Annotated in this window: 15 protein-coding genes; 1 reads left to right on the top strand and 14 read right to left on the bottom strand. The window is 41.3% G+C overall.

Annotation, left to right across the window (positions count from 1 at the left end):
* Window positions 1-2: 2 nt before the first annotated feature.
* The 13 genes from AYJ08_RS10415 to AYJ08_RS10355 all read right to left on the bottom strand — a co-directional run bounded on the left by AYJ08_RS10415 (window position 3) and on the right by AYJ08_RS10355 (window position 14,687).
* Window positions 3-986, bottom strand: a complete 984-nt coding sequence (locus AYJ08_RS10415; protein WP_064017668.1) for a DUF6005 family protein — start codon at window positions 984-986, stop codon at window positions 3-5.
* 45 nt (window positions 987-1,031) lie between these two features.
* Window positions 1,032-1,319, bottom strand: a complete 288-nt coding sequence (asbD, locus tag AYJ08_RS10410) for a petrobactin biosynthesis protein AsbD (protein WP_064017667.1) — start codon at window positions 1,317-1,319, stop codon at window positions 1,032-1,034.
* Window positions 1,309-2,565, bottom strand: coding sequence for an AMP-binding protein (locus tag AYJ08_RS10405; protein ID WP_064017666.1), 1,257 nt, complete (start codon window positions 2,563-2,565; stop codon window positions 1,309-1,311). The genes asbD and AYJ08_RS10405 overlap by 11 nt, the downstream gene beginning before the upstream one ends.
* Window positions 2,559-4,418 (bottom strand): IucA/IucC family protein, encoded by a 1,860-nt coding sequence (locus AYJ08_RS10400; protein ID WP_064017665.1) that lies wholly within the window; start codon window positions 4,416-4,418, stop codon window positions 2,559-2,561. Before AYJ08_RS10400 ends, AYJ08_RS10405 begins: the two co-directional genes overlap by 7 nt.
* A gap of 40 nt (window positions 4,419-4,458) precedes the next feature.
* Window positions 4,459-6,258 (bottom strand): IucA/IucC family protein, encoded by a 1,800-nt coding sequence (locus tag AYJ08_RS10395; protein WP_064017664.1) that lies wholly within the window; start codon window positions 6,256-6,258, stop codon window positions 4,459-4,461.
* A 238-nt stretch (window positions 6,259-6,496) separates the two neighbouring features.
* Window positions 6,497-8,224: a phosphoenolpyruvate--protein phosphotransferase gene (gene ptsP / locus AYJ08_RS10390; protein ID WP_064017663.1), complete on the bottom strand. Its 1,728-nt coding sequence runs from the start codon at window positions 8,222-8,224 to the stop codon at window positions 6,497-6,499.
* Between the two features lie 17 nt (window positions 8,225-8,241).
* Complete coding sequence (locus AYJ08_RS10385) at window positions 8,242-8,502, bottom strand: HPr family phosphocarrier protein (RefSeq protein WP_018671489.1); 261 nt, start codon at window positions 8,500-8,502, stop codon at window positions 8,242-8,244.
* A 31-nt stretch (window positions 8,503-8,533) separates the two neighbouring features.
* The gene (locus AYJ08_RS10380) at window positions 8,534-10,414 is read right to left on the bottom strand and encodes a PTS fructose transporter subunit IIABC (protein ID WP_064017662.1); all 1,881 of its coding nucleotides are present in this window, start codon (window positions 10,412-10,414) and stop codon (window positions 8,534-8,536) included.
* 17 nt (window positions 10,415-10,431) lie between these two features.
* A complete protein-coding gene (gene pfkB / locus AYJ08_RS10375) occupies window positions 10,432-11,343 on the bottom strand; it encodes a 1-phosphofructokinase (protein WP_064017661.1) in 912 nt (303 codons plus the stop codon).
* Complete coding sequence (locus AYJ08_RS10370; RefSeq protein WP_031411182.1) at window positions 11,340-12,095, bottom strand: DeoR/GlpR family DNA-binding transcription regulator; 756 nt, start codon at window positions 12,093-12,095, stop codon at window positions 11,340-11,342. The genes pfkB and AYJ08_RS10370 overlap by 4 nt, the downstream gene beginning before the upstream one ends.
* Before the next feature lie 515 nt (window positions 12,096-12,610).
* Window positions 12,611-13,873 (bottom strand): PTS ascorbate transporter subunit IIC, encoded by a 1,263-nt coding sequence (locus AYJ08_RS10365; protein WP_064017660.1) that lies wholly within the window; start codon window positions 13,871-13,873, stop codon window positions 12,611-12,613.
* A 62-nt stretch (window positions 13,874-13,935) separates the two neighbouring features.
* A complete protein-coding gene (locus AYJ08_RS10360) occupies window positions 13,936-14,202 on the bottom strand; it encodes a PTS sugar transporter subunit IIB (RefSeq protein WP_003339177.1) in 267 nt (88 codons plus the stop codon).
* Window positions 14,203-14,234: 32 nt separating this feature from the next.
* Window positions 14,235-14,687 (bottom strand): PTS sugar transporter subunit IIA, encoded by a 453-nt coding sequence (locus AYJ08_RS10355; protein ID WP_064017659.1) that lies wholly within the window; start codon window positions 14,685-14,687, stop codon window positions 14,235-14,237.
* A gap of 392 nt (window positions 14,688-15,079) precedes the next feature.
* Here AYJ08_RS10355 and AYJ08_RS10350 point away from each other — a divergent pair, with 392 nt between their 5' ends.
* On the top strand, window positions 15,080-17,653 hold the full coding sequence (locus tag AYJ08_RS10350; RefSeq protein ID WP_064017658.1) for a glycosyl hydrolase family 18 protein: 2,574 nt from the start codon (window positions 15,080-15,082) through the stop codon (window positions 17,651-17,653).
* 375 nt (window positions 17,654-18,028) lie between these two features.
* Here AYJ08_RS10350 and AYJ08_RS10345 read toward each other — a convergent pair whose 3' ends face one another.
* Window positions 18,029-18,883, bottom strand: coding sequence for a hypothetical protein (locus AYJ08_RS10345; RefSeq protein WP_064017657.1), 855 nt, complete (start codon window positions 18,881-18,883; stop codon window positions 18,029-18,031).
* Between the last annotated feature and the right edge of the window lie 287 nt (window positions 18,884-19,170).

Below are 19,170 nucleotides of genomic sequence, written 5' to 3'. Positions count from 1 at the left end.
CCCTACCTCCATTCCTCTTCATTAAGAGTCACTGCTGCCCTATCCATCAATGTCCATTGTACAAACTGTCTCTCTAACTCTTCTTTAATTTGCAGTTCAATCGCATCGGCTTCCTCTAGGGCCTCAATGATCGGAGGTAGAAGTGCTAGATTTTTCGTCATAGACATTTTTACCGCTAGATATTGCGCCGTAGTGAATGCTTGGACAACATCTTCAATCTGGTATGCTAATCGTAAAAATTCATCACGGGAATATTGGAGATAATCTTTAAAAAACATAAATGCATACTCGTAACTATATTTTCGGATCGCAATCACTTTCACCTGTTTCACAGCCGGCAATAGCATATCGAGGGCATATCCATTTCTCTCCTCTGCCATATCCGTGATCAGTTCTTTGAGACTACTTGTAAATTCATTATGATTTCGTTGAAAAGTGGCATGAAAGTATTGCTCCGTTTTTTCATATGAGGGTGCTGTGATATCCCTAGCATCAAATAAATAGCCGCCTCCGAATGGATTTTGCAGGAATGCTTCTATTACTGTTGCCTTTTTTACATTTCCCTCCCAGCGAAAATCTGGGTCAAACATAAACCATTCATCTTCATTCTCTGTCTTAGAAATCATCAGAAAATGAGGAAACGGTTTTAAGGCAAATTTATTATCGCGATCAGGAATAAGCGACATATCTATCTGTACAAGCACAAACTGATGCTCGTTACGCGAATCAAGAAGCTCTAAAAAGGTTTGCAAATTACTTTCTTTATCTTTATCAGAATCGTACCATTCCTGTACGTTAGCACTAAAAAGGTGTTCAAATCCATTTATAATTGGTTCATGATTGTCTGTGTAGTAGGTTAGAACCCCGTCTTCCTTTTTAACAAAATCAGCATCCCACACCCCAAAATAATAAGGGCGGTAATCCACATGGGTATATCGTTTGATCACTTCACAAAAGCAACTAATTAAGCAATGAACCTTAACCATGAAATCCCCCTGAGCTGTACGTATTGGTACAAAATCGTTAAAAATCTATTTCGTAGCAGTAGACGATAACGCATTAGAATGAACTGGCTGTAGCTGCTCAATAAAATCAAGCAACGATCCTACAGTAAGAAAAGTACGCGGATCCAATTCTTTTGCTGGAACCATCAACTGCATCTCTTCCTCAATATAAACAATCAGTTGAAGAAGCATGATTGAATCGATGAATAAATCCTCCTGTAATCGCATGGATTCATCTAGGCTGACGACATGCTTCAATTTTAGCTTCTTCATAACGATTTCCTTCAGTTGTTCCATTCTTTCCTCACGCTTCATGAACAGCTTCCTCCATTTCTAACAAGCGACGACTTACTTTACCATTCGATGTTTTCGGAATCCTTTGTACACATCTAATTTCAAAAGGAACCTTGTAAGCTGGCAACCTCGGTAAGCACCATTCTCGAATGCTAGAAGGAGTGATACTCTCATCAGCCACAATCATCGCCTTGACTACCTCACCCATTACAGGATGCTGACCTCTATAGACAACAGCCTCTTTAACCCCGTCGAGCTTCAAAATCGTTTCCTCTACTTCCATAGGAAACACCTTTAATCCTGATACATTAATTACGTCATCCATTCGGGCAACAAATTGAATATGCCCTGCTTGCCAATACCCCAAATCCTGTGTATAAATCGTCTTATGATGGATCGTAGCCGTAATCTCCGCCGGATTCTCCAATTCCATTCCTGCTGTAAGCGTCACATGTGAAAGGGGCTTCCCCAGATCAACATGAGAGGTCATCTGTTCACTGATACTTATACACCCTGTCTCTGAGCAGCCATACTGTTGCATCATCGTATCAGTCATGCCTTGTAGCCTTGCAAACAATTGCTCCGGCATTGGGGCTCCAGAGACCATGATCCGATGAAAACGAACTGCTTCATTGGTATTGGTAAAGCTAGATAAGACGTGGAATAACAACGGCACTCCGTAAACGATGTGCTTTGGCGTCCTTTTAATAACCTCCCAAGCAAATTTGGGATTCTTATGAGTAACCACCAACGGCTTACTTCCGCGTTCCATAGCAGCCAATACTCCGCAAATTAAGCCATAGGAATGGGTAACTGGGGCCATTACAATCGGGACTAATTCCTCGTATGCACGAAACACCTGATTATATGCCGACATTTCTACTTTGATTTCCTGCCAGCTACGCCTTACCAGCTTTGGTTGACCAGTCGTTCCTGAGCTGTATTGATAAACAGAAGGTTCCTGCTCTATCGCCCCTTCTTGCGGAACCAACACGAAATTTTCGGGAACATGGTAGACAAGCCCGTAGCATTGGCCATCCACTGCCATTTGATAAGCTGTCTTCTCTGGCGTTTCTCCATGAATGAGCAGGACAGAACCACCATGGTCACGTAAATAAAGGACAAGACTAATAATGTCTAAAGCATCGGACAAGCATAAAGCGTATCGTTTTCCCTCTGGTTTTAGAAAATGAGGCATTCCTGAATAGCTTAGCAATCGAGAATCAAATTGATTTAAACCGATTTCATTGTCATTGATGATTAACATGGCTTATCACCTCCTACAGGAGTAGATCGCAAGCTTTCTCTAGCTTGATACAGGGCATTTGGCACCTGATGTACATGCGTCACATTATCAGGATACAGACGTCGCTTGGTTAATTGCTCAGCCAGGATGCTTGGAACAAATAATTCAAAAAGCTCAAATCGTTCCTTGAGCTCAGGAAAACGATTTTGGTACTGCTCAATCATTTGAGCTAGAAGCATCCAGAATCTACTTTCTGCAAAATCATAATGTTCAGCCAACAAAAGCGCCAATTGACCTAAATTAATTAAGAATAGCGTTTCTAACGTCAAATCTCGTACAAGCGAAGGATCGTCCATGTGAAACATGACATTAGGTTCAACCGTTTCATAAAATTCATGCACCATGGCAAAATCCGGACATGCTTCCGGGTCGTTTAGATATGGCTTGCAGTAAATCAAGTCCTCATGAAAATCCTTTAATGCAACTCGAACTGGAACCCCGTTTCGATGGATCAGTATCATGTTCTGAGCGTGAGATTCCAGTGCAATCCCATGCTTGATTAGCAAATGAACGACTGGAAGCACACTTTTTTCAACCAATTGTCTCAGCCAATTCTCTATACCATGCTCTCGAATCCACGGATCAATAAACGGGACTCCATCTAACTCTTTGGCAGATAAAGCATTAAAGGGAATAGCTTCTTCATCAGGTTCCAAGTATTGATGTAAACTTTCTCTCCACATGCAACCGATCACACCAAATGTCACCATTTCAACCAAATCGGCTGGAGGGGGTGGATCATAGCAAACAGTCGCAAATTCCCCAAGCATAACTAGCTTCATCTCTTCTTTTAAATATGGATCGGAATCTCGCATTCCCTTTAACCAACGAGAAATGAGCGGTGCACTAGCAAGTGAATGAGGGGTTAAGTGACGAGCTGCGGACGTGTTGACTACATTTATCGCCAGCTTCACATAAGGTTTAATTGGATTGCTGCTGTTGGTAAAAGTTCGAATTGATTGCTGAGGCCGATAGCGATCGTTGGAGAACCCCAGCTCCACAATTCTTTTGGCATGCAAATCAGCCTGGAAAGCAGGAACGATATGTTTGCGCCACTGCCATGGATGCACTGGTACCATATCATACTCCTCAGGGTCGCATCCTTGTTGAATGAAAACCGAACGAAAAGCTTCTCTCTTCTCTGCTCCTAATTCATCTAAAAAAAACTGCTGAGTCTCCATATCCTCATCTATTTTTACATGGGCATACTGTTTATGTATGCCTATCCATAATAGCTGCACTTCTTGTTTAAACTCTGGTCCATATGCATAATGGTCAAGGTAATCGAATCCTAGCCGGGATTTGTAGCTAGGATGATAGGGGTGACCGTCCATCAAGTCCCCTTCCAGTTCATCGTAGCTTTTTCCTCTTAACCACACTTTTCGTTCTGATCGACTGTACTGAGCTAATGTATCTTTCAGCAGGGTTTGCTCCAACTCCTGAGCAAACGAGGCTAGCTTTTGCTCATTCACGTCTCTTTTACGGAATATATCCATTAAAAAACGCGTAATCGACTCTGCCTCCTGCTCTGTCTTACCCACAACGCGCATCAGCGGTTTAGATGGTAAAAGCCGAATCATTCCAAATGTAAAAGTCCGTCGCGCCCAGCATCGGTAAGCTACTGGTTGGTCGTGTTCATCCCATCCTGAGATAGTGATAGGTGTAAATGTCTCTTCTAGCTGTGTTTCAGGAGTTAAAATTCCTTCATAGATCATAGATTCGATGCATTGACGAAACACTCTTCTTCGCACCTTCATGTGTTGTTCGGAGCGAATGGCTTGTCCAATGTTCACATCGCAGTCAGTTACTTGCATGACCAAAGCCTCCATTATCAACAAGTCATTTTTCATTTTGTTAACGTAGTGCCAGTTGGTTTACAGCTTCAAGCTCTATCTGAGACTCTCTTGCTTTTGCAAGCGGATTATCGATCTTAACAAAAATAGCAGAATTGCTCTCTTCACTTTCTAGTTCATCTACATCATGAAAACGAGTAAGTAAATTCGCCTTGCAAGCAAGCTTTTCAGATGTCAGCAGACTATGTAAAAATTGAGATGGTTCTCGATTTAATGGCAAAAATTCTTGTAACACACTACGCATCTCGTCTAATAACTGCTGTTCATCTATTAATCCCGCAGACCCAAAGCCGTTAATAAGCCCAAACATATGATTAAAAATCAAATAATAACGCAAACGCTCGTCCACTAAGCTGTCTTCGGTTACATTCTTGCTCGTTTCACCAAGATTGGGAAAATTTCGTGATAACAATTCCTTCATTGACTGACAGTAATAATATCCTTGATTATCCCTATAGTAAAATTGACTAGGATACCCGTCTTGAAGCTTGACGATACTATTCTGCTGATGAGCTTCTAAGCCAATTCCCCACTTCAGATAAAGCCATACCATTGGCTTGAGTGAAATCTCGAGATAACGTCGGAACCACTCAAGACTTACCTCTGAAGTCGTCCGTCCCTCCTGTTTTGCAAGCTGTAAAATAATAACAGCTAGCCTACTCTTTTGTCCCGGTAATGGGTCTTGAATGAGAGCAGCGAGCACAGTAGCATTTTCAGCCGCACTACCCTGGAAGGAATTATGACGCAGGATAACCTCAAACCCTGATTCATCCTGCTCATCTAGCTTGAGTGTGATATAAGCTGGATCGTGTATAAAAGCAAACCCCGGAAATTGTTTGCTCATATCCTCTTCAAACATATCCAGTACCTTTTTTGCTTCTACACCGCTTTCTAGCTCTGATCGTTTGTTAACACGTAAGGAATTAGTCACCTTAACAGGGATAGAAAGCTTTATCATAAAGCTCTTATCCGGATGGTAAACCGTTCGCAATGAAGAAGTAGCTTGATAACATTCACCTAGAGGGCCTAGATTATGCAACAGCCCACACTTGATGTACTTTTGAACGGAGTGCTGATCCAGCATCCATTCCGCCTGTAGAGGATGCAGAGGGATAAGTGAGTAATCTTCATTTTTTGCATATTGCCTAATCCCATCTTGCTCTAGCACTTCCTGCCCCAGCTCTGATTTGATAATCTCAGTAGCAGACTGCTTAAGTCCTGATCCTTCTAAGACTAAAGAGTGATGGGCTGCAAAATAATGTAGAGGAAAAGCTCCTTTTTGTTCTGGCGAAAAAACAGCCTGCTTTGTATCAGGAATGCCTTGCCGACTCTTTGGTGTAGGATGGAAAAGGTGTCCAAAGAGTAAAGCTTGCTCAGCCGTAATGAAATCCATTTCAAAGCCATATAGCTCTTCTCTGTCGTCATAGCGAGCCGCTAAGTATCTCTCCATATTTTGGCAGCTCTGAATCACTCGCAATACCAGTTCGTCTGGTACTGCCTTCGTTCCATGCTGTAACGACAATTCCTTAACCAATAATACGGTCATCGTGACATAATCAGCTTCAACTACTGGAGCCTCTTCTCTACTTTGATAAAAGGCTGGATAGTCAAATTGATGCCTTCCTGTCGGAGATTGATAGCTGGCCTTGACGTATAAATCCATTTTCTGAGACACCAACGGCACATGAAGATATTTTTCTCCATTTGTCGTCACCCATCTACCGTTTCCTGTTTCCCGGAGATAGCAGTTCAGAAAGCTTTGCATAGCTGCGTGTTCGGCAATATCTTTAACATGCTTCATATTGCAACTCCTTTTGCTTGCTACGCTTTTTTTACCAAAAAAGTAGATATTTAGATTTTTTAATAAAAATTGATAGTGCTCACCTATAAATGTAAACGATTATCATTATCAACACAAGAGAAAAAAGGGAGATTTTGCATTTTTCCTGTAAAATCTCTACAAAAGTTAAAATATCCTATTTGATATAAAAAAAACCAGGCCATTGAGAGTTATCTCAACAGCCTGCTTCATGCTTACCTTATAACTTGTCCAATACATTAACCTTGATATAGTTACGAATTTCTTCGCCGCTTTCTAGGCTAAGTACATGCTCAGCTACTGCTTGAAGTTCTGCATAGCTTAGTTGTTTTAGCATATGACGTGCACGCAATACAGTAGGTGCGCTCATGCTAAATTCATCAAGTCCAAAGCCAAGAAGGATTGGCAATGCATATTCTTCCCCTGCCATCTCTCCGCACATACCAGCCCACTTGCCTTCTTTATGAGCCGCATCAATCACGTTTTTAATCAAACGTAATACCGCAGGGTTATACGGATCATACAGATAAGAAATTTGTTGGTTCATACGGTCGCATGCCATGGTGTATTGAATTAAATCATTTGTACCAATACTGAAGAAGTCAGCTTCTTTTGCCAATTGATCAGCAATGACAGCCGCTGCAGGAATTTCAATCATCATTCCCACTTCTATCTCCTCGTTAAAGGCAATACCTTTATCGCGAAGCTCTGCTTTCACTTCTTCTAAGATTGCGTTTGCTTGACGCAGCTCTTTTAACGTAGCGATCATTGGATACATAATTTTGATGTTACCAAATGCGCTTGCTCGTAAAAGGGCACGCAATTGCGTTTTAAACAAGTCCACTTGATCTAAGCAAATGCGGATCGCACGGTAGCCTAGGAACGGATTCATTTCATGTGGCAATTGCAAGTATGGAAGCTCTTTATCTCCACCGATATCCAACGTACGAATAACTACAGGACGGTTGTTGTCCATCGTAAGTGCTACGGCTTTATATGATTCAAATTGTTCTTCCTCAGTCGGGAAGTTATCACGGCCCATGTACAAGAATTCTGTACGGAACAAACCAATACCTTCAGCGCCCGCTTTATCAGCTACTTCAGCGTCATGAGGATTTCCGATGTTCGCAACTAATTCAACATGATGACCGTCTTTAGATACAGATGGCTCATTAATTAATTGTGCCCAAGCGGCTTTTTGTGCTTCGTACTCTTCTAATTTTTTCTGGTACGCAGCAATGAGCTCTTGTTCAGGGTTTACGTACACATCACCTGTCTCACCGTCAACAATCAACATATCGCCGGTTTGAACTTTCTCAGTGATATCGTTAAGACCGGTAATCGCAGGGATTTCCATCGTGCGTGCCATAATCGCAGAGTGAGAAGTCCGACCACCAATATTGGTTACAAACGCTTTCACTTTACTCTTATCAAGTTGTGCGGTATCGGATGGTGTCAGGTCATGAACAACCAGAATTACTGGTTCTTTGGAGTCACCAACCAAAGTGTCTTCCACACCTAGCAAGTTCTTTAGAATTCGTTGACTTACATCACGTAGGTCTGCTGCTCGCTCGCGCATATACTCGTTGTCCATACTCTCAAACATGCCAACAAACATGTCGCGAACATCTTCTAAAGCTGCTTCAGCGTTCACTTTATCATTCTCGATGTTACCTTCCATTGCTCCAACGAATTCTGGATCTTCCAGGAACAGTTGGTGAGCCTCGAAGATTTTTGCTTCTGCTTCCCCAATGTCTCGAAGCGCTTTTTGTTTAATCGCTTCTAATTGGGAGTTGGTTTTATTCAAAGCCTCTTTCAAACGCGCCACTTCAGCAGGCACTTGATCCGCTGCAAGTGTTTTACGTGTATAAGAGAGGGTTTCTTCTACCTTTACCAAAGCTCGACCAAGAGCGATCCCTTGGGCTGCTGCAATACCTTTACAAAGCAAGACGGATCATCTCCTAACTATTCTTTTGCACTTTCTAGGATCGCGCCCAATTCTTCTAGAGCTTGAGCTTCGTTTTCGCCACTTACTTCAAGTACGATTTCGTCGCCTTTTTTCGCTGCAAGTGTCATAACACCCATGATGCTTTTGCCGTTAATTTTTTTAGTGCCTTTAATTAAATTTACATCGCAAGAGAAAGAAGTTGCTTTTTGTACGAACATTGTTGCCGGACGAGCATGCAAGCCAGCAGGGTTTTGAATTACGCAAGTTTTTGTTAACATGGAATATTTCTCCTTTTTCTCGTTAATTTAGTTATTCATGAACTTCTTTTTTTAGTATATTGATCATCAAGGCAGTAATCAATGTCCCTACCAAAATTGACACAATATACATTCCAACATTACCTACAACTGGAAGAACAAACATTCCCCCATGAGGAGCTGGTAGTGTACATCCAAAGAACATCGACAAGCCACCTGCTACAGCGGAGCCCAGAACTGTTGCTGGAATTATGCGTGTTGGGTCTGCTGCTGCAAACGGAATTGCACCCTCCGTGATGAAGGAAGCTCCTAAAATATATGCGGTTTTACCTGCTTCTCTTTCCTGTGCAGTAAATTTCTTTTTGAACAAAGTCGTTGCCAATGCAATTCCTAGCGGGGGTGTCATGCCGGCCGCCATAATTGCTGCGTGCGGGCCATAGTTTCCTGCTGCAATCATAGCAATACCGAATGTAAATGCCGCTTTATTCACAGGACCGCCCATATCAACAGCCATCATAGCACCAACTACAATACCAAGAATGACAGCATTCCCTTGTCCCATATTACTTAACCAATCAGTTAACCAGTTATTAAGCGCTGCAACCGGTTGTGAAATAACACCAAGCATCACTAGACCTGTAAGCAAGATACCAAACAACGGGTACAACAGAGTTGGTTTAATACCTTCAAGAGACTGTGGTAAACCAGAGAACGCTTTTTTCAATCCTACCACCAAATAGCCGGCAAGGAAACCAGCAATTAATCCACCTAAAAATCCGGAGCCTGTTTCCGCGGCTAGCCATCCACCAACTAAACCAGGAGCTAAACCTGGCCGATCAGCAATACTCATGGCAATATAACCCGCTAATACAGGGATCATCAGTTTGAAAGCGGAACCACCACCGATGTCACTCAACAGCTTGGCAATCGGGTTAAAAGTGGGATCATCCGGATTGGCTGCATTTATCCCAAACATAAAGCTAATAGCGATGATGATACCTCCACCAACCACCAATGGCAGCATGTTGGATACACCGCTCATTAAATGCTTGTAAAAACCTGATCTGCCTGACTTATCTTCAGAGGAATCTGCGGAAGACGTTGACGTGCTACCTTGGTAGACGGGGCCATCTTGATTTACTGCTCGTGTAATCAAGTCCTCTGCCTTACGAATTCCATCAGCTACCGGCACCTCAATCACTACCTTGCCCTTAAACCTGTCCATTTCGACCTGTTTGTCAGCAGCAACGATTACCGCATCTGCCTGTTCAATCTCTTCAGATGTCAATTTATTCTTTGCACCACCGGAACCGTTTGTCTCTACCCGGATGGCTATGCCCATTTCTTCTGCCTTCTTTTTCAAGGCATCGGCTGCCATATAAGTATGAGCGATTCCTGTTGGACAAGCTGTCACAGCGACAACTTTTACTCGTCCTGTTTCACCTGGTAAAACAGAGGGCTCCTCTACATTATGACTTTCCTTTTCTTTTCTCGCAATCATTTTTAATAAATCTTCCTTGCTCGTAGCCTGAGTCAATTCATTTCGGAAGGACTCGTCCATGAGCATTTCAGACAGATGTGCCAAGGTTTCTAAGTGCGCCTGGTTAGCATCGGCAGTAGCTGCAATCATAAAAAATAAGTGCGATTTTTGTCCGTCCAATGCATCGTAATCTATTCCTTCACGGGAGTAGCCAAACGCAATACTTGGTTTTTTTACCGCCTCAGTTTTGGCATGTGGAATGGCAATTCCTTCACCAATTCCTGTTGAAGCATGGGCCTCACGTGCTAAGATTGCTTCTCTCATTCCATCTTTATCGTTCAGGCAATCTGCTTGATCCAATTGGTCAATCAATTCTTGAATGACCTCTGCCTTGGAGGTTGCAGATAGTTGCATAACAATAGTATCTGCTCGCAGCATGTCTAAGATACGCATTTCTTGTCCCCCTGGTTCTATATTTTTGCCACTTGGATGGTTGGCAAGTATTTCGCGATAGTCGTTGGTGTACAAAAACCTTCGGACAAAGCTGTTGCAGTACCACAAGCAATCGCAAATTGAAAAGCTTCTGCCTCTTGCATCTGCTCGCTTTTAGCGTATAAAAAGCCTGCAACCACCGAATCCCCTGCTCCAATCGAATTGACTGGCTTACTCTCAGGAAATTCGGCAACGTAAGCGCCTTCTTGGTTTACAAAGACTGCTCCTTTGCCAGCCAATGAAACAATGACATTCTCGACTCCCTGATCGATTATGCGTTTAGCATGCTGATAGGCTTCCGTTGGTGTGGCGATGGTTACTCCAAACAATTCGCCTAGCTCATGATGGTTGGGTTTAATAAAAAATGGTTTTTTGGTTATACCGCTTTTTAAAGCATCTCCGCTAGCATCTAGTGCAATTTGCAAACCTTTCTTTGCAAGAACGCCCATCATTATTTCGTAGGTGTCACTTTTTAGGCTTTTAGGCACGCTACCTGCTAGCACTAAATAATCATCTTTGTGCAAACTCTGGATTTGGTCCATCAATTGCGCAAACGCTGCTTCTGGAATCTCTGGGGAAACACCACTGATATCTGTTTCTGTCTCCGCTTTCATCTTGACGTTAATTCGTGAATCTCCCTCTACTTTGATAAACGAAGTGGATATATCAAGCGCTTCCATCTCCTGAGCAATAAATTCACCTGTAAATCCACCAATAAATCCGAGGGCCACCGATTCTTTTCCTAAATTCTTTAATACCTTGGAGACATTAATTCCTTTGCCTCCAGCCATCTTGATTTCTTTTGTTGCTCCGGTAATTCTTCCTACTTGCAAGCTTGGCAACCAGATGTGATAGTCTATCGAAGGATTAAGACTTACCGTATAAATCATAATTTCACCACTTTGCATCTTGTTAGTTTTCTTACTTTCTCTGCTTCTGTCGGATTTATGCGATCATCTGTAATGATCATCGCTTCACTGATATCCGCTACTTTAGCAAACGTCACCTCTCCATACTTTTGTGAATCACATAGCACATACTTCTCATCTGAATAAGAAAGCGCCAATTGCTTAATATAGGCCTCCTCTGGATCAGGAGTAGTAAAGCCATGTGTCAGATCAAAGGCATTCATACCAAGGAAGCATTTATCAAAGCGATATTGCCCCATTCCAGTGGCAGCCCCTCTACCAATCACGGCCATCGTACCTGCTTTTAGCTCTCCGCCGATTAGAATAACCTTGCAATCGTATTGGCGGGCAGTCAGGGCAATATTAAGACCGTTCGTAACAATTACGATTTGTTTAGCTGTGATGTGGTGAATCATCTGTTCTGTTGTCGTGCCTGCATCTAAATAAATGGAATCCTTATCCTTGATGAGAGAAGCAGCATAAGCGGCAATCGCTACTTTTTCTTGTTCACTTTTCTTTACCTTTTCTAGCACAGTCGGTTCTTCAAGTTTGCGATGTAAGATGGATGCTCCACCATGAACGCGCTTTAAATAACGCTTTTCCTCTAATTCGCTTAAATCCCGACGAATTGTGGATTCAGATGCATTCGTGGTATTTACCAGTTCATGAACAGTAACCACTTCTTTTTCTTTGAGTAAAGCCAAAATGAGCTGATGACGTTCTGGAGTTAACATTCTATTGTCGCTCCTTTAATAAAAATCACACAAATGATCGTTTGTGATTAATATTCGATCGTTTTTAATTGTTTGTGATTGTTTTTGATTATATACATAATTCTTCTACAAATCAACGGTAAGCTCTTACAAATCTCGTCCATTTCTTGACAGCTACTTTTTTCTTGCACAAACTCATGATGACTTCTATTTTTCATTTGCAAAAAGAACAATGGTTTTGCACAATTTGCAGGGCCATTTTATAGCCTTTGCACAGTTATCTATTATAATAGGAAGAAACTCGGTTTTTTTGATCAAAAAAATCGCTTTAGTCATCCGTGAATAAAGCGATTTCTCTTCCTTGCACTCTTTATTTTATGCCCGTATTTTACTCATACTTTGCAAAATACATCCAAAAAATACCTTCCTTTGCTCAAATATACATGTTGTATGTAGGATTTTGAGCTTTCCCTTATGAAAAAGGCTAGTTTCACCTAAAGCGAAACTAGCCTGCCCTAATTTGTTTACTATTTTATCTATTGAAACAAGGTAATCATTTTTCCAAGAACAATCCCTACAATTCCAAAGTCAGCGTCGCCGAACGTAGAACCCTCAAAACCTAGCCCACCTAGTACAGGTAACAATAGGGCTGGCAAGAGAGAAATCAATAGTCCATTTACAAAAGCACCGATGATTGCACCTCGTCGTCCACCTGTAGCATTTCCATAAACACCGGCTGCAGCACCTGTGAAGAAGTGACCAACAACACCAGGTACAATAACCTTGAGCCCAATTACCGGCAGGATAAACATGGCGATTAAGCCTGCCACAAAACTAGCTAAGAAACCAATAATCACAGCGTTTGGTGCAAATGGGAAAATAGTTGGGCAATCGAGAGCTGGTTTTGCATTTGGTACAATTTTATCTGCAATTCCTTTAAAAGCAGGAATAATTTCTGCAATCAGCATACGTACACCAGCAAGCACGATATACACACCGGCTGCAAAAGTGATCGCTTGAATAAAGGAATATACAATGAAGTTTTGACCATTAGATAGCTGGGTCTCGATAAAGCTTTGCCCAGCAAATGGTGCAATAATCAAATACAAGAGCGCCATCGTCAAAGAGATAGAAATCGAAGTATCACGCAGGAAGCCAAGAGACTTTGGAACTTTAATATCCTCGGTGGATTTTGCTTTATTGCCAAGCTTTGCCCCAATAAAGCCCGCTGTTAGATATCCAAATGATCCGAAATGACCCATGGCGAAATCGTCCGAACCAGTTACTTTACGCGTATATGGTTGTGTCATCGCTGGAGATAAAACCATTAAAGCTCCCAATAAAACGGATCCAATAATAACTAACGGTACACCTGTAAAACCACCTGTGGATAATACTGCGGATAACAGACAAGCCATGAACAGCGTATGATGCCCCGTTAAGAAAATATATTTAAACGGAGTGAAGCGGGCAAACAAAATATTTGCTACCATACCAAAGAACATGATCATCGCTGTTTCTTTCCCAAATGTTTGTTGGGCAATGGCTACAATCGCCTCGTTATTGGGAATAACTCCGTTAATATGAAAGGCTTCTGTGAATATTTTGCTAAAAGCATCCAAAGAGCCAATTAAAATACTAGCTCCACCACCTAGAATAATAAAACCCATAGTGGTTTTCAAAGTGCCTGCAATGATATCAGCCATATTTTTCTTTTGGAGCAACAAGCCGAATAAAGCGAAGAGTCCGACCAAGATTGCAGGTGTTCCTAAAATATCATTCATCAGAAAGTCTAGCATGGACAATCCCTCCACTTTTCTTTTTCATGGTGCCATAAAGAGGAATCCAAACACTTCTAGCTTTAGAAGTGTTTTTTCAGGACTTCACGAATTTCGTTCTGATCCAGAATGTTTGTTAGCCCTTCGACAACACGTGAACCATCTTCAAGATTACCCACGATATCTTTAGAGCCTAGATATAGATCAGCTCTCTCTGTTTTACTAGAAGCCAAGTCGGTATGGGATACCTCCGCTTCAACGCCTAGCTCTCCTAAGATTTTTTTCACGTTCATTTCCACAATGAAGCTACTTCCTAGACCGTTTCCACATACAACCAAAATCTTTTTCATACATCATTCCTCCTCAAATGTCATTGTTATATTTACTGATTGTTTTTAACCTGAATAAGCTGAAGAATCTCTTCAATAGAATCTGTTGTTAACAGGATTTGTAAAGAATTCGGATCAGATAATACTTCTGTCAATTGAGATAGTGCACCTAAATGGGAGTCATTATCCGTAGCTGCTAGCACAAAGAGCAATCTTACCCGATGCTCTGCTTTTTCTGAAAAGGAGACCGGTTTATGACATTTCAGAAAGCTCATGCCTACTCTGTTGACGCCGTTCTCAGGACGTGAATGAGGAATAGCAATGTCTGGCGCAATCACTATATATGGCCCCAGCTCCTTCACATTATGGATCATAGCCTGAATATAGGAGTCTCGAATGCTCCCATCATCTAGTAACGGCTGAGCAGCTAGGCGTATTGCTTCCTCCCAAGTAGGAACCTCCTCAATAACCTGAATGCGGTCTCTGGTTAATAGTTCACGTAGCATGGTGATCCTTTAACCTCCTTCCCCATGTTCCAGTGCTTCATCCTTATTGGAACTATTTTTGCACCTAACTAACAAAATTAATGTTAGCGCTTTCTATACATATTTTATAATTATATCAATCACTTTATGGCTTTATTATATCGCCTAGCTGTTGAAAGTTTTAGTCCAAATGTTCGTTATACATTTGTGCAAGAATTAGACTGAGATTGTACAAATCATTGCACGAAACTATACCCAGGTCTTTCCTCCCTTCTTTTTGCAAACTGTTTCATTTCACGAAATTATACTTTTCATTTATTTCAGACTATTGTATATTTAAACGAACCAATCTAATATAACAACAATGATATGAACTGACCTAAGTAAAAAATGAAAGTAAGGAGATGAGAAAGATGTATCAACGCATTCCTACTGCTCATCCAGTCAGAAAATTCAGTTTCTTGTTGTTAGCCTTCGTTCTTTTTGCAAGTATTTTCCCCACTATTCTACCTGCCAGCGTCTCTGCTTCGCCGATCTGCTCTGCTGTCTGGGATAGTAAAACAATTTACACCAGTGGACAACAAGCTTCCTACAAAGGTCATGAATGGAAAGCAAAATGGTGGACACAGGGTGAAGAGCCAGGTGCCAGTGATGTGTGGCAGGATCTTGGCGTCTGCTCTACTAATCCCACTAATCCACCTGATCCTTCTAATACTCCTCCTACCGTACCTACCAATCTAGCTGTAACAGCAAAAACCTCTACAAGTGTCTCTCTCACATGGGCTGCTTCTACCGATGATAAGCAAGTGATAGGCTATACGGTTTATTATAACGATAATTTGCAAGCGGTTACACAAACCAATGCTACGATCACCAATCTGACACCCAATACCACTTACACATTTACAGTAAAAGCAAAAGACAATCAAGGCTTGGAGTCTGAGGCTAGTCAACCGTTAAAAGTCACTACAGATACAGACACTTTACCACCTGAGCCAGCCACCCCTTGCCGTCCAGCAGGTCTATATGATTCTGGCGTAAAAAACGTACCTTATTGCCAAGCATATGACCAGGATGGACGAGAAAAGCTAGCCAATGATTCTAAACGACGCATAATTGGCTACTTTACAAGCTGGAGAACGGGGAAAAATGGACAATCCAAATATTTAGTCACCGATATTCCGTGGAAAAACCTAACACATATCAACTACGCCTTTGCACATGTTGACAGTAATAACCGCGTATCTGTTGGTTCTCCCACTGATCCAACCAATCCAGCGCTAGGCTTAACTTGGCCAGAGTATCCCGATGCCGCTATGGACCCATCCCTGCCATATAAAGGACACTTCAATTTGCTGACACAGTGGAAGAAAAAAAATCCTGGTGTAAAAACCCTTATTTCCGTTGGCGGATGGGCTGAATCAGGAGGATATATTGATGAGAATGGAAAGCGAATTGCTTCTGGAGGCTTTTACACGATGACGACTAATGCAGATGGCTCCGTCAATCAAGCGGCAATTGACACATTCGCTACCTCTGCTATTGATTTTTTACGCAAATATAATTTTGAAGGAATAGACATCGACTACGAATACCCAACTACAATGAACCAAGCCGGTAATCCATTAGATTGGCAATTCTCCACACCTCGCTTAAAAGGACTAATGGCAGGCTATAACGCCTTGTTAAAAACCTTGCGAGTCAAGCTGGATCAGGCATCTGCTGAGGACGGTAAATATTACATGCTAACTGTAGCCTCACCTTCTTCTGCTTATTTGTTGCGTGGAATGGAGTCTTTCCAAGCTTTGAAGTATCTCGACTATGTGAATGTGATGTCCTATGATCTTCACGGGGCTTGGAATGAATTCGTTGGTCCTAATGCTGCATTATTTGATGATGGCAAGGATGGAGAGTTAATTAAGTATAACATTTATAACACACCTCAATATGGCGGCATTGGCTACCTCAATACAGATTGGGCTTACCATTACATGCGTGGGATGATGCAGGCAGGACGAATCAACATCGGTGTTCCCTATTATACTCGTGGCTTTCAAAATGTTGTGGGAGGAACAGATGGGCTATGGGGAAAAGCTGTAGGTAAAAATTGCCCAACTGGACTAACCGCTTGCGGGGATGGCGCCACAGGAATTGATAACATCTGGCATGATAAAGATGAGAATGGAAAAGAGGAAGGGGCAGGCTCAAATCCAATGTGGCATGCCAAGAATCTCGAAAAAGGCATTGCTGGCTCCTATTTGAAGGATCATGGGATTGTAAATCCAGTGTTGACTGGTACCTATAAGCGTAACTATGATTCTACTCTTGTTGCCCCATGGCTTTGGAATGCTGAGAAGAAAGTTTTTCTATCTACTGAGGATGAACAATCTATCGGCGTCAAAGCAGATTATGTTATAAAAAATGGAATTGGCGGCATTATGATCTGGGAACTGGCAGGTGACTACGACTGGTACAAGGATCGCAATGACGGTAAAGGAGAATACTACATGGGTTCTACTTTAACCAAATTGATGCATAATAAATTTTTAGCCGCACCCCCATATGAGGCTTCAAATAGTAAAACCCCGCTACCAGCCGATAAACTAGCCCTAAAAATAGAAGTCACTGGATTTCAACTAGGAGATCAAAATTATCCAATCAATCCTACGCTAAAAATAACCAATAACAGTAATCTAACTATTACAGGCGGCTCCGTCATTGAGTTCGATGTTCCTACTTCTACTTCAGCCCAATTTAGCAGCTATGGCGGGGATAGTGTAAAACTAGTCTCTGCTGGTCATACAGGGCCAAACGTCGGTGGATTAAAGGGTGATTTTCACCGTGTGGCAGTCACCATTCCTACTTGGAAATCAGTAGCGCCTGGACAAAGCATAGATGTGAGCATCGTCTATTACGTGCCTATCAGCGGTCCTACAAATTATACCATTACAATTGACGGCAAAAAATATGCGGTTACTGATAAGTAAGGACATGGGTGCTTTGGCTGGTATGACCGAGTTTGGAAATGAATGAGATGATTTGAGCTTAGCCTGAATCGGCGTCCATAAAACCAGCCAGCCGGTATCCTAGAATGGATTACCGGCATTTTTTTATTTCTTACTCCTATTTTTGTTAACAAGCCATAAAATCTTTCCTTATGAAAGGTAGAGAAAACCGAGCTGCAAGCATGTCCCAGCATAGCCTTATTGCGCTGTTGGGACATTGCTTTATGATTCTTTTAACTGTACTCAGGCTCCATTTCCTCTAACAACTTCCATTAAGCTTCATTGGATGTTTCAAAGGATGTTTCAAAATTTCCTTTTCATCTCAGAAGGGAAATTATGGTCTTTCCACCTAGTAGGCTAATTTTTCTCTATAATTGGATATATCTCAATGATCCCTTGAAAGGTAGTCATATAAGGTTTTTTTAATTGATCAAGGGCAAGCGCATCAGCCAAGATTTCTTCATTCCTGTTAGCAAAAACAAATAAAAATTGACGTTGTTCGTTTTTATAGATGTCAGATAATATCTGATCTTCTATATTAATGGAGGTAGCTTGATTTTTAGTTACAGGAACATCTTTTGCAAGTAGGCTAGTATTCCCAAATTCATCTGCCCAAATAATATCGAGCTTTGTATCATATGGTAATGGCTTTACTTGTAACCCTTTCACTTTCTTTGTAGTGTATAGCTTATTATTCCTATTCATGTATTTCGGTTCAGCGAACTTATCCCCCATCCAGGATAACGTAGGGAGTAAAGAAATATTTTGTGTGTCATAATTTTCAGGTAAAAATAATTCTTGTTTAGCAATTATCTCTTTCGTTATTTGAGTATCCATTCCATTTGAGACAAAAAATCGCACTAAGCCAAGATTTCCACCGTTATATCTTTCTAATTGATCAAGAATAAATGTACCTGTTATTACATTAGATGAATGTATATCAAGAAACGTATATTTTTCATCTTGTACCTTTATTTGACTTTTCCATCTTTCATCTGGAACAAACCCCGTTGCAGCACTAAAAGAAGCGGATTCAACAGGGCTATTATGTAGTAAAGTATGTTCACTTTTGGAAAATTTTTCACCCTGAATAACCAAAATATCATCTTGTTTATATGTAACATGTAAATACCCTTCATTTGAGCAAGCTGTAAGCATCAAATTTAACATTAACACTACAGATAGGAGCATCCAATAATGCTTTATTTTCATTCGTTCAAAATACCTCCCTTTTCAAAAAAGTTATTTAGCTTACATAGAAGTTTTTCTAAACGTCACCAGCCATTATTAGTAGTGCTTTCTAGCGCTTAGAATATACATCACAAACCATCATAAGTTGCAGTAGTCTCTTCGCACACTTAGAGTAGCTTATTTGTATATTAATGTAAATTACTATAAAGAAAGTTATTCTTCATAATGATTTGAAAGCTATCAATTAAATTCCTCTCTTATTGTCAAAAATATAAAGCCACCCCGCTTTTTGAAGTGCACCCCTTAAA

This window comes from Brevibacillus sp. SKDU10 (assembly GCF_001645205.1).
Lineage (GTDB): Bacteria > Bacillota > Bacilli > Brevibacillales > Brevibacillaceae > Brevibacillus_B > Brevibacillus_B halotolerans.
The sequence above is the reverse complement of the archived record's forward strand: the minus strand, read 5'-3'. Positions and strand labels throughout refer to the sequence as shown.

Bases quoted from the DNA above. Each gene is read 5' to 3' on its own strand.
- AYJ08_RS10415 (WP_064017668.1), bottom strand. From the start codon at position 986: ATGGTTAAGGTTCATTGCTTAATTAGTTGCTTTTGTGAAGTGATCAAA.
- asbD (WP_064017667.1), bottom strand. From the start codon at position 1,319: ATGAAGCGTGAGGAAAGAATGGAACAACTGAAGGAAATCGTTATGAAG.
- AYJ08_RS10405 (WP_064017666.1), bottom strand. From the start codon at position 2,565: ATGTTAATCATCAATGACAATGAAATCGGTTTAAATCAATTTGATTCT.
- AYJ08_RS10400 (WP_064017665.1), bottom strand. From the start codon at position 4,418: ATGCAAGTAACTGACTGCGATGTGAACATTGGACAAGCCATTCGCTCC.
- AYJ08_RS10395 (WP_064017664.1), bottom strand. From the start codon at position 6,258: ATGAAGCATGTTAAAGATATTGCCGAACACGCAGCTATGCAAAGCTTT.
- AYJ08_RS10385 (WP_018671489.1), bottom strand. From the start codon at position 8,502: ATGTTAACAAAAACTTGCGTAATTCAAAACCCTGCTGGCTTGCATGCT.
- AYJ08_RS10380 (WP_064017662.1), bottom strand. From the start codon at position 10,414: ATGCGTATCTTAGACATGCTGCGAGCAGATACTATTGTTATGCAACTA.
- pfkB (WP_064017661.1), bottom strand. From the start codon at position 11,343: ATGATTTATACGGTAAGTCTTAATCCTTCGATAGACTATCACATCTGG.
- AYJ08_RS10370 (WP_031411182.1), bottom strand. From the start codon at position 12,095: ATGTTAACTCCAGAACGTCATCAGCTCATTTTGGCTTTACTCAAAGAA.
- AYJ08_RS10365 (WP_064017660.1), bottom strand. From the start codon at position 13,873: ATGCTAGACTTTCTGATGAATGATATTTTAGGAACACCTGCAATCTTG.
- AYJ08_RS10360 (WP_003339177.1), bottom strand. From the start codon at position 14,202: ATGAAAAAGATTTTGGTTGTATGTGGAAACGGTCTAGGAAGTAGCTTC.
- AYJ08_RS10355 (WP_064017659.1), bottom strand. From the start codon at position 14,687: ATGCTACGTGAACTATTAACCAGAGACCGCATTCAGGTTATTGAGGAG.
- AYJ08_RS10350 (WP_064017658.1), top strand. From the start codon at position 15,080: ATGTATCAACGCATTCCTACTGCTCATCCAGTCAGAAAATTCAGTTTC.
- AYJ08_RS10345 (WP_064017657.1), bottom strand. From the start codon at position 18,883: ATGAAAATAAAGCATTATTGGATGCTCCTATCTGTAGTGTTAATGTTA.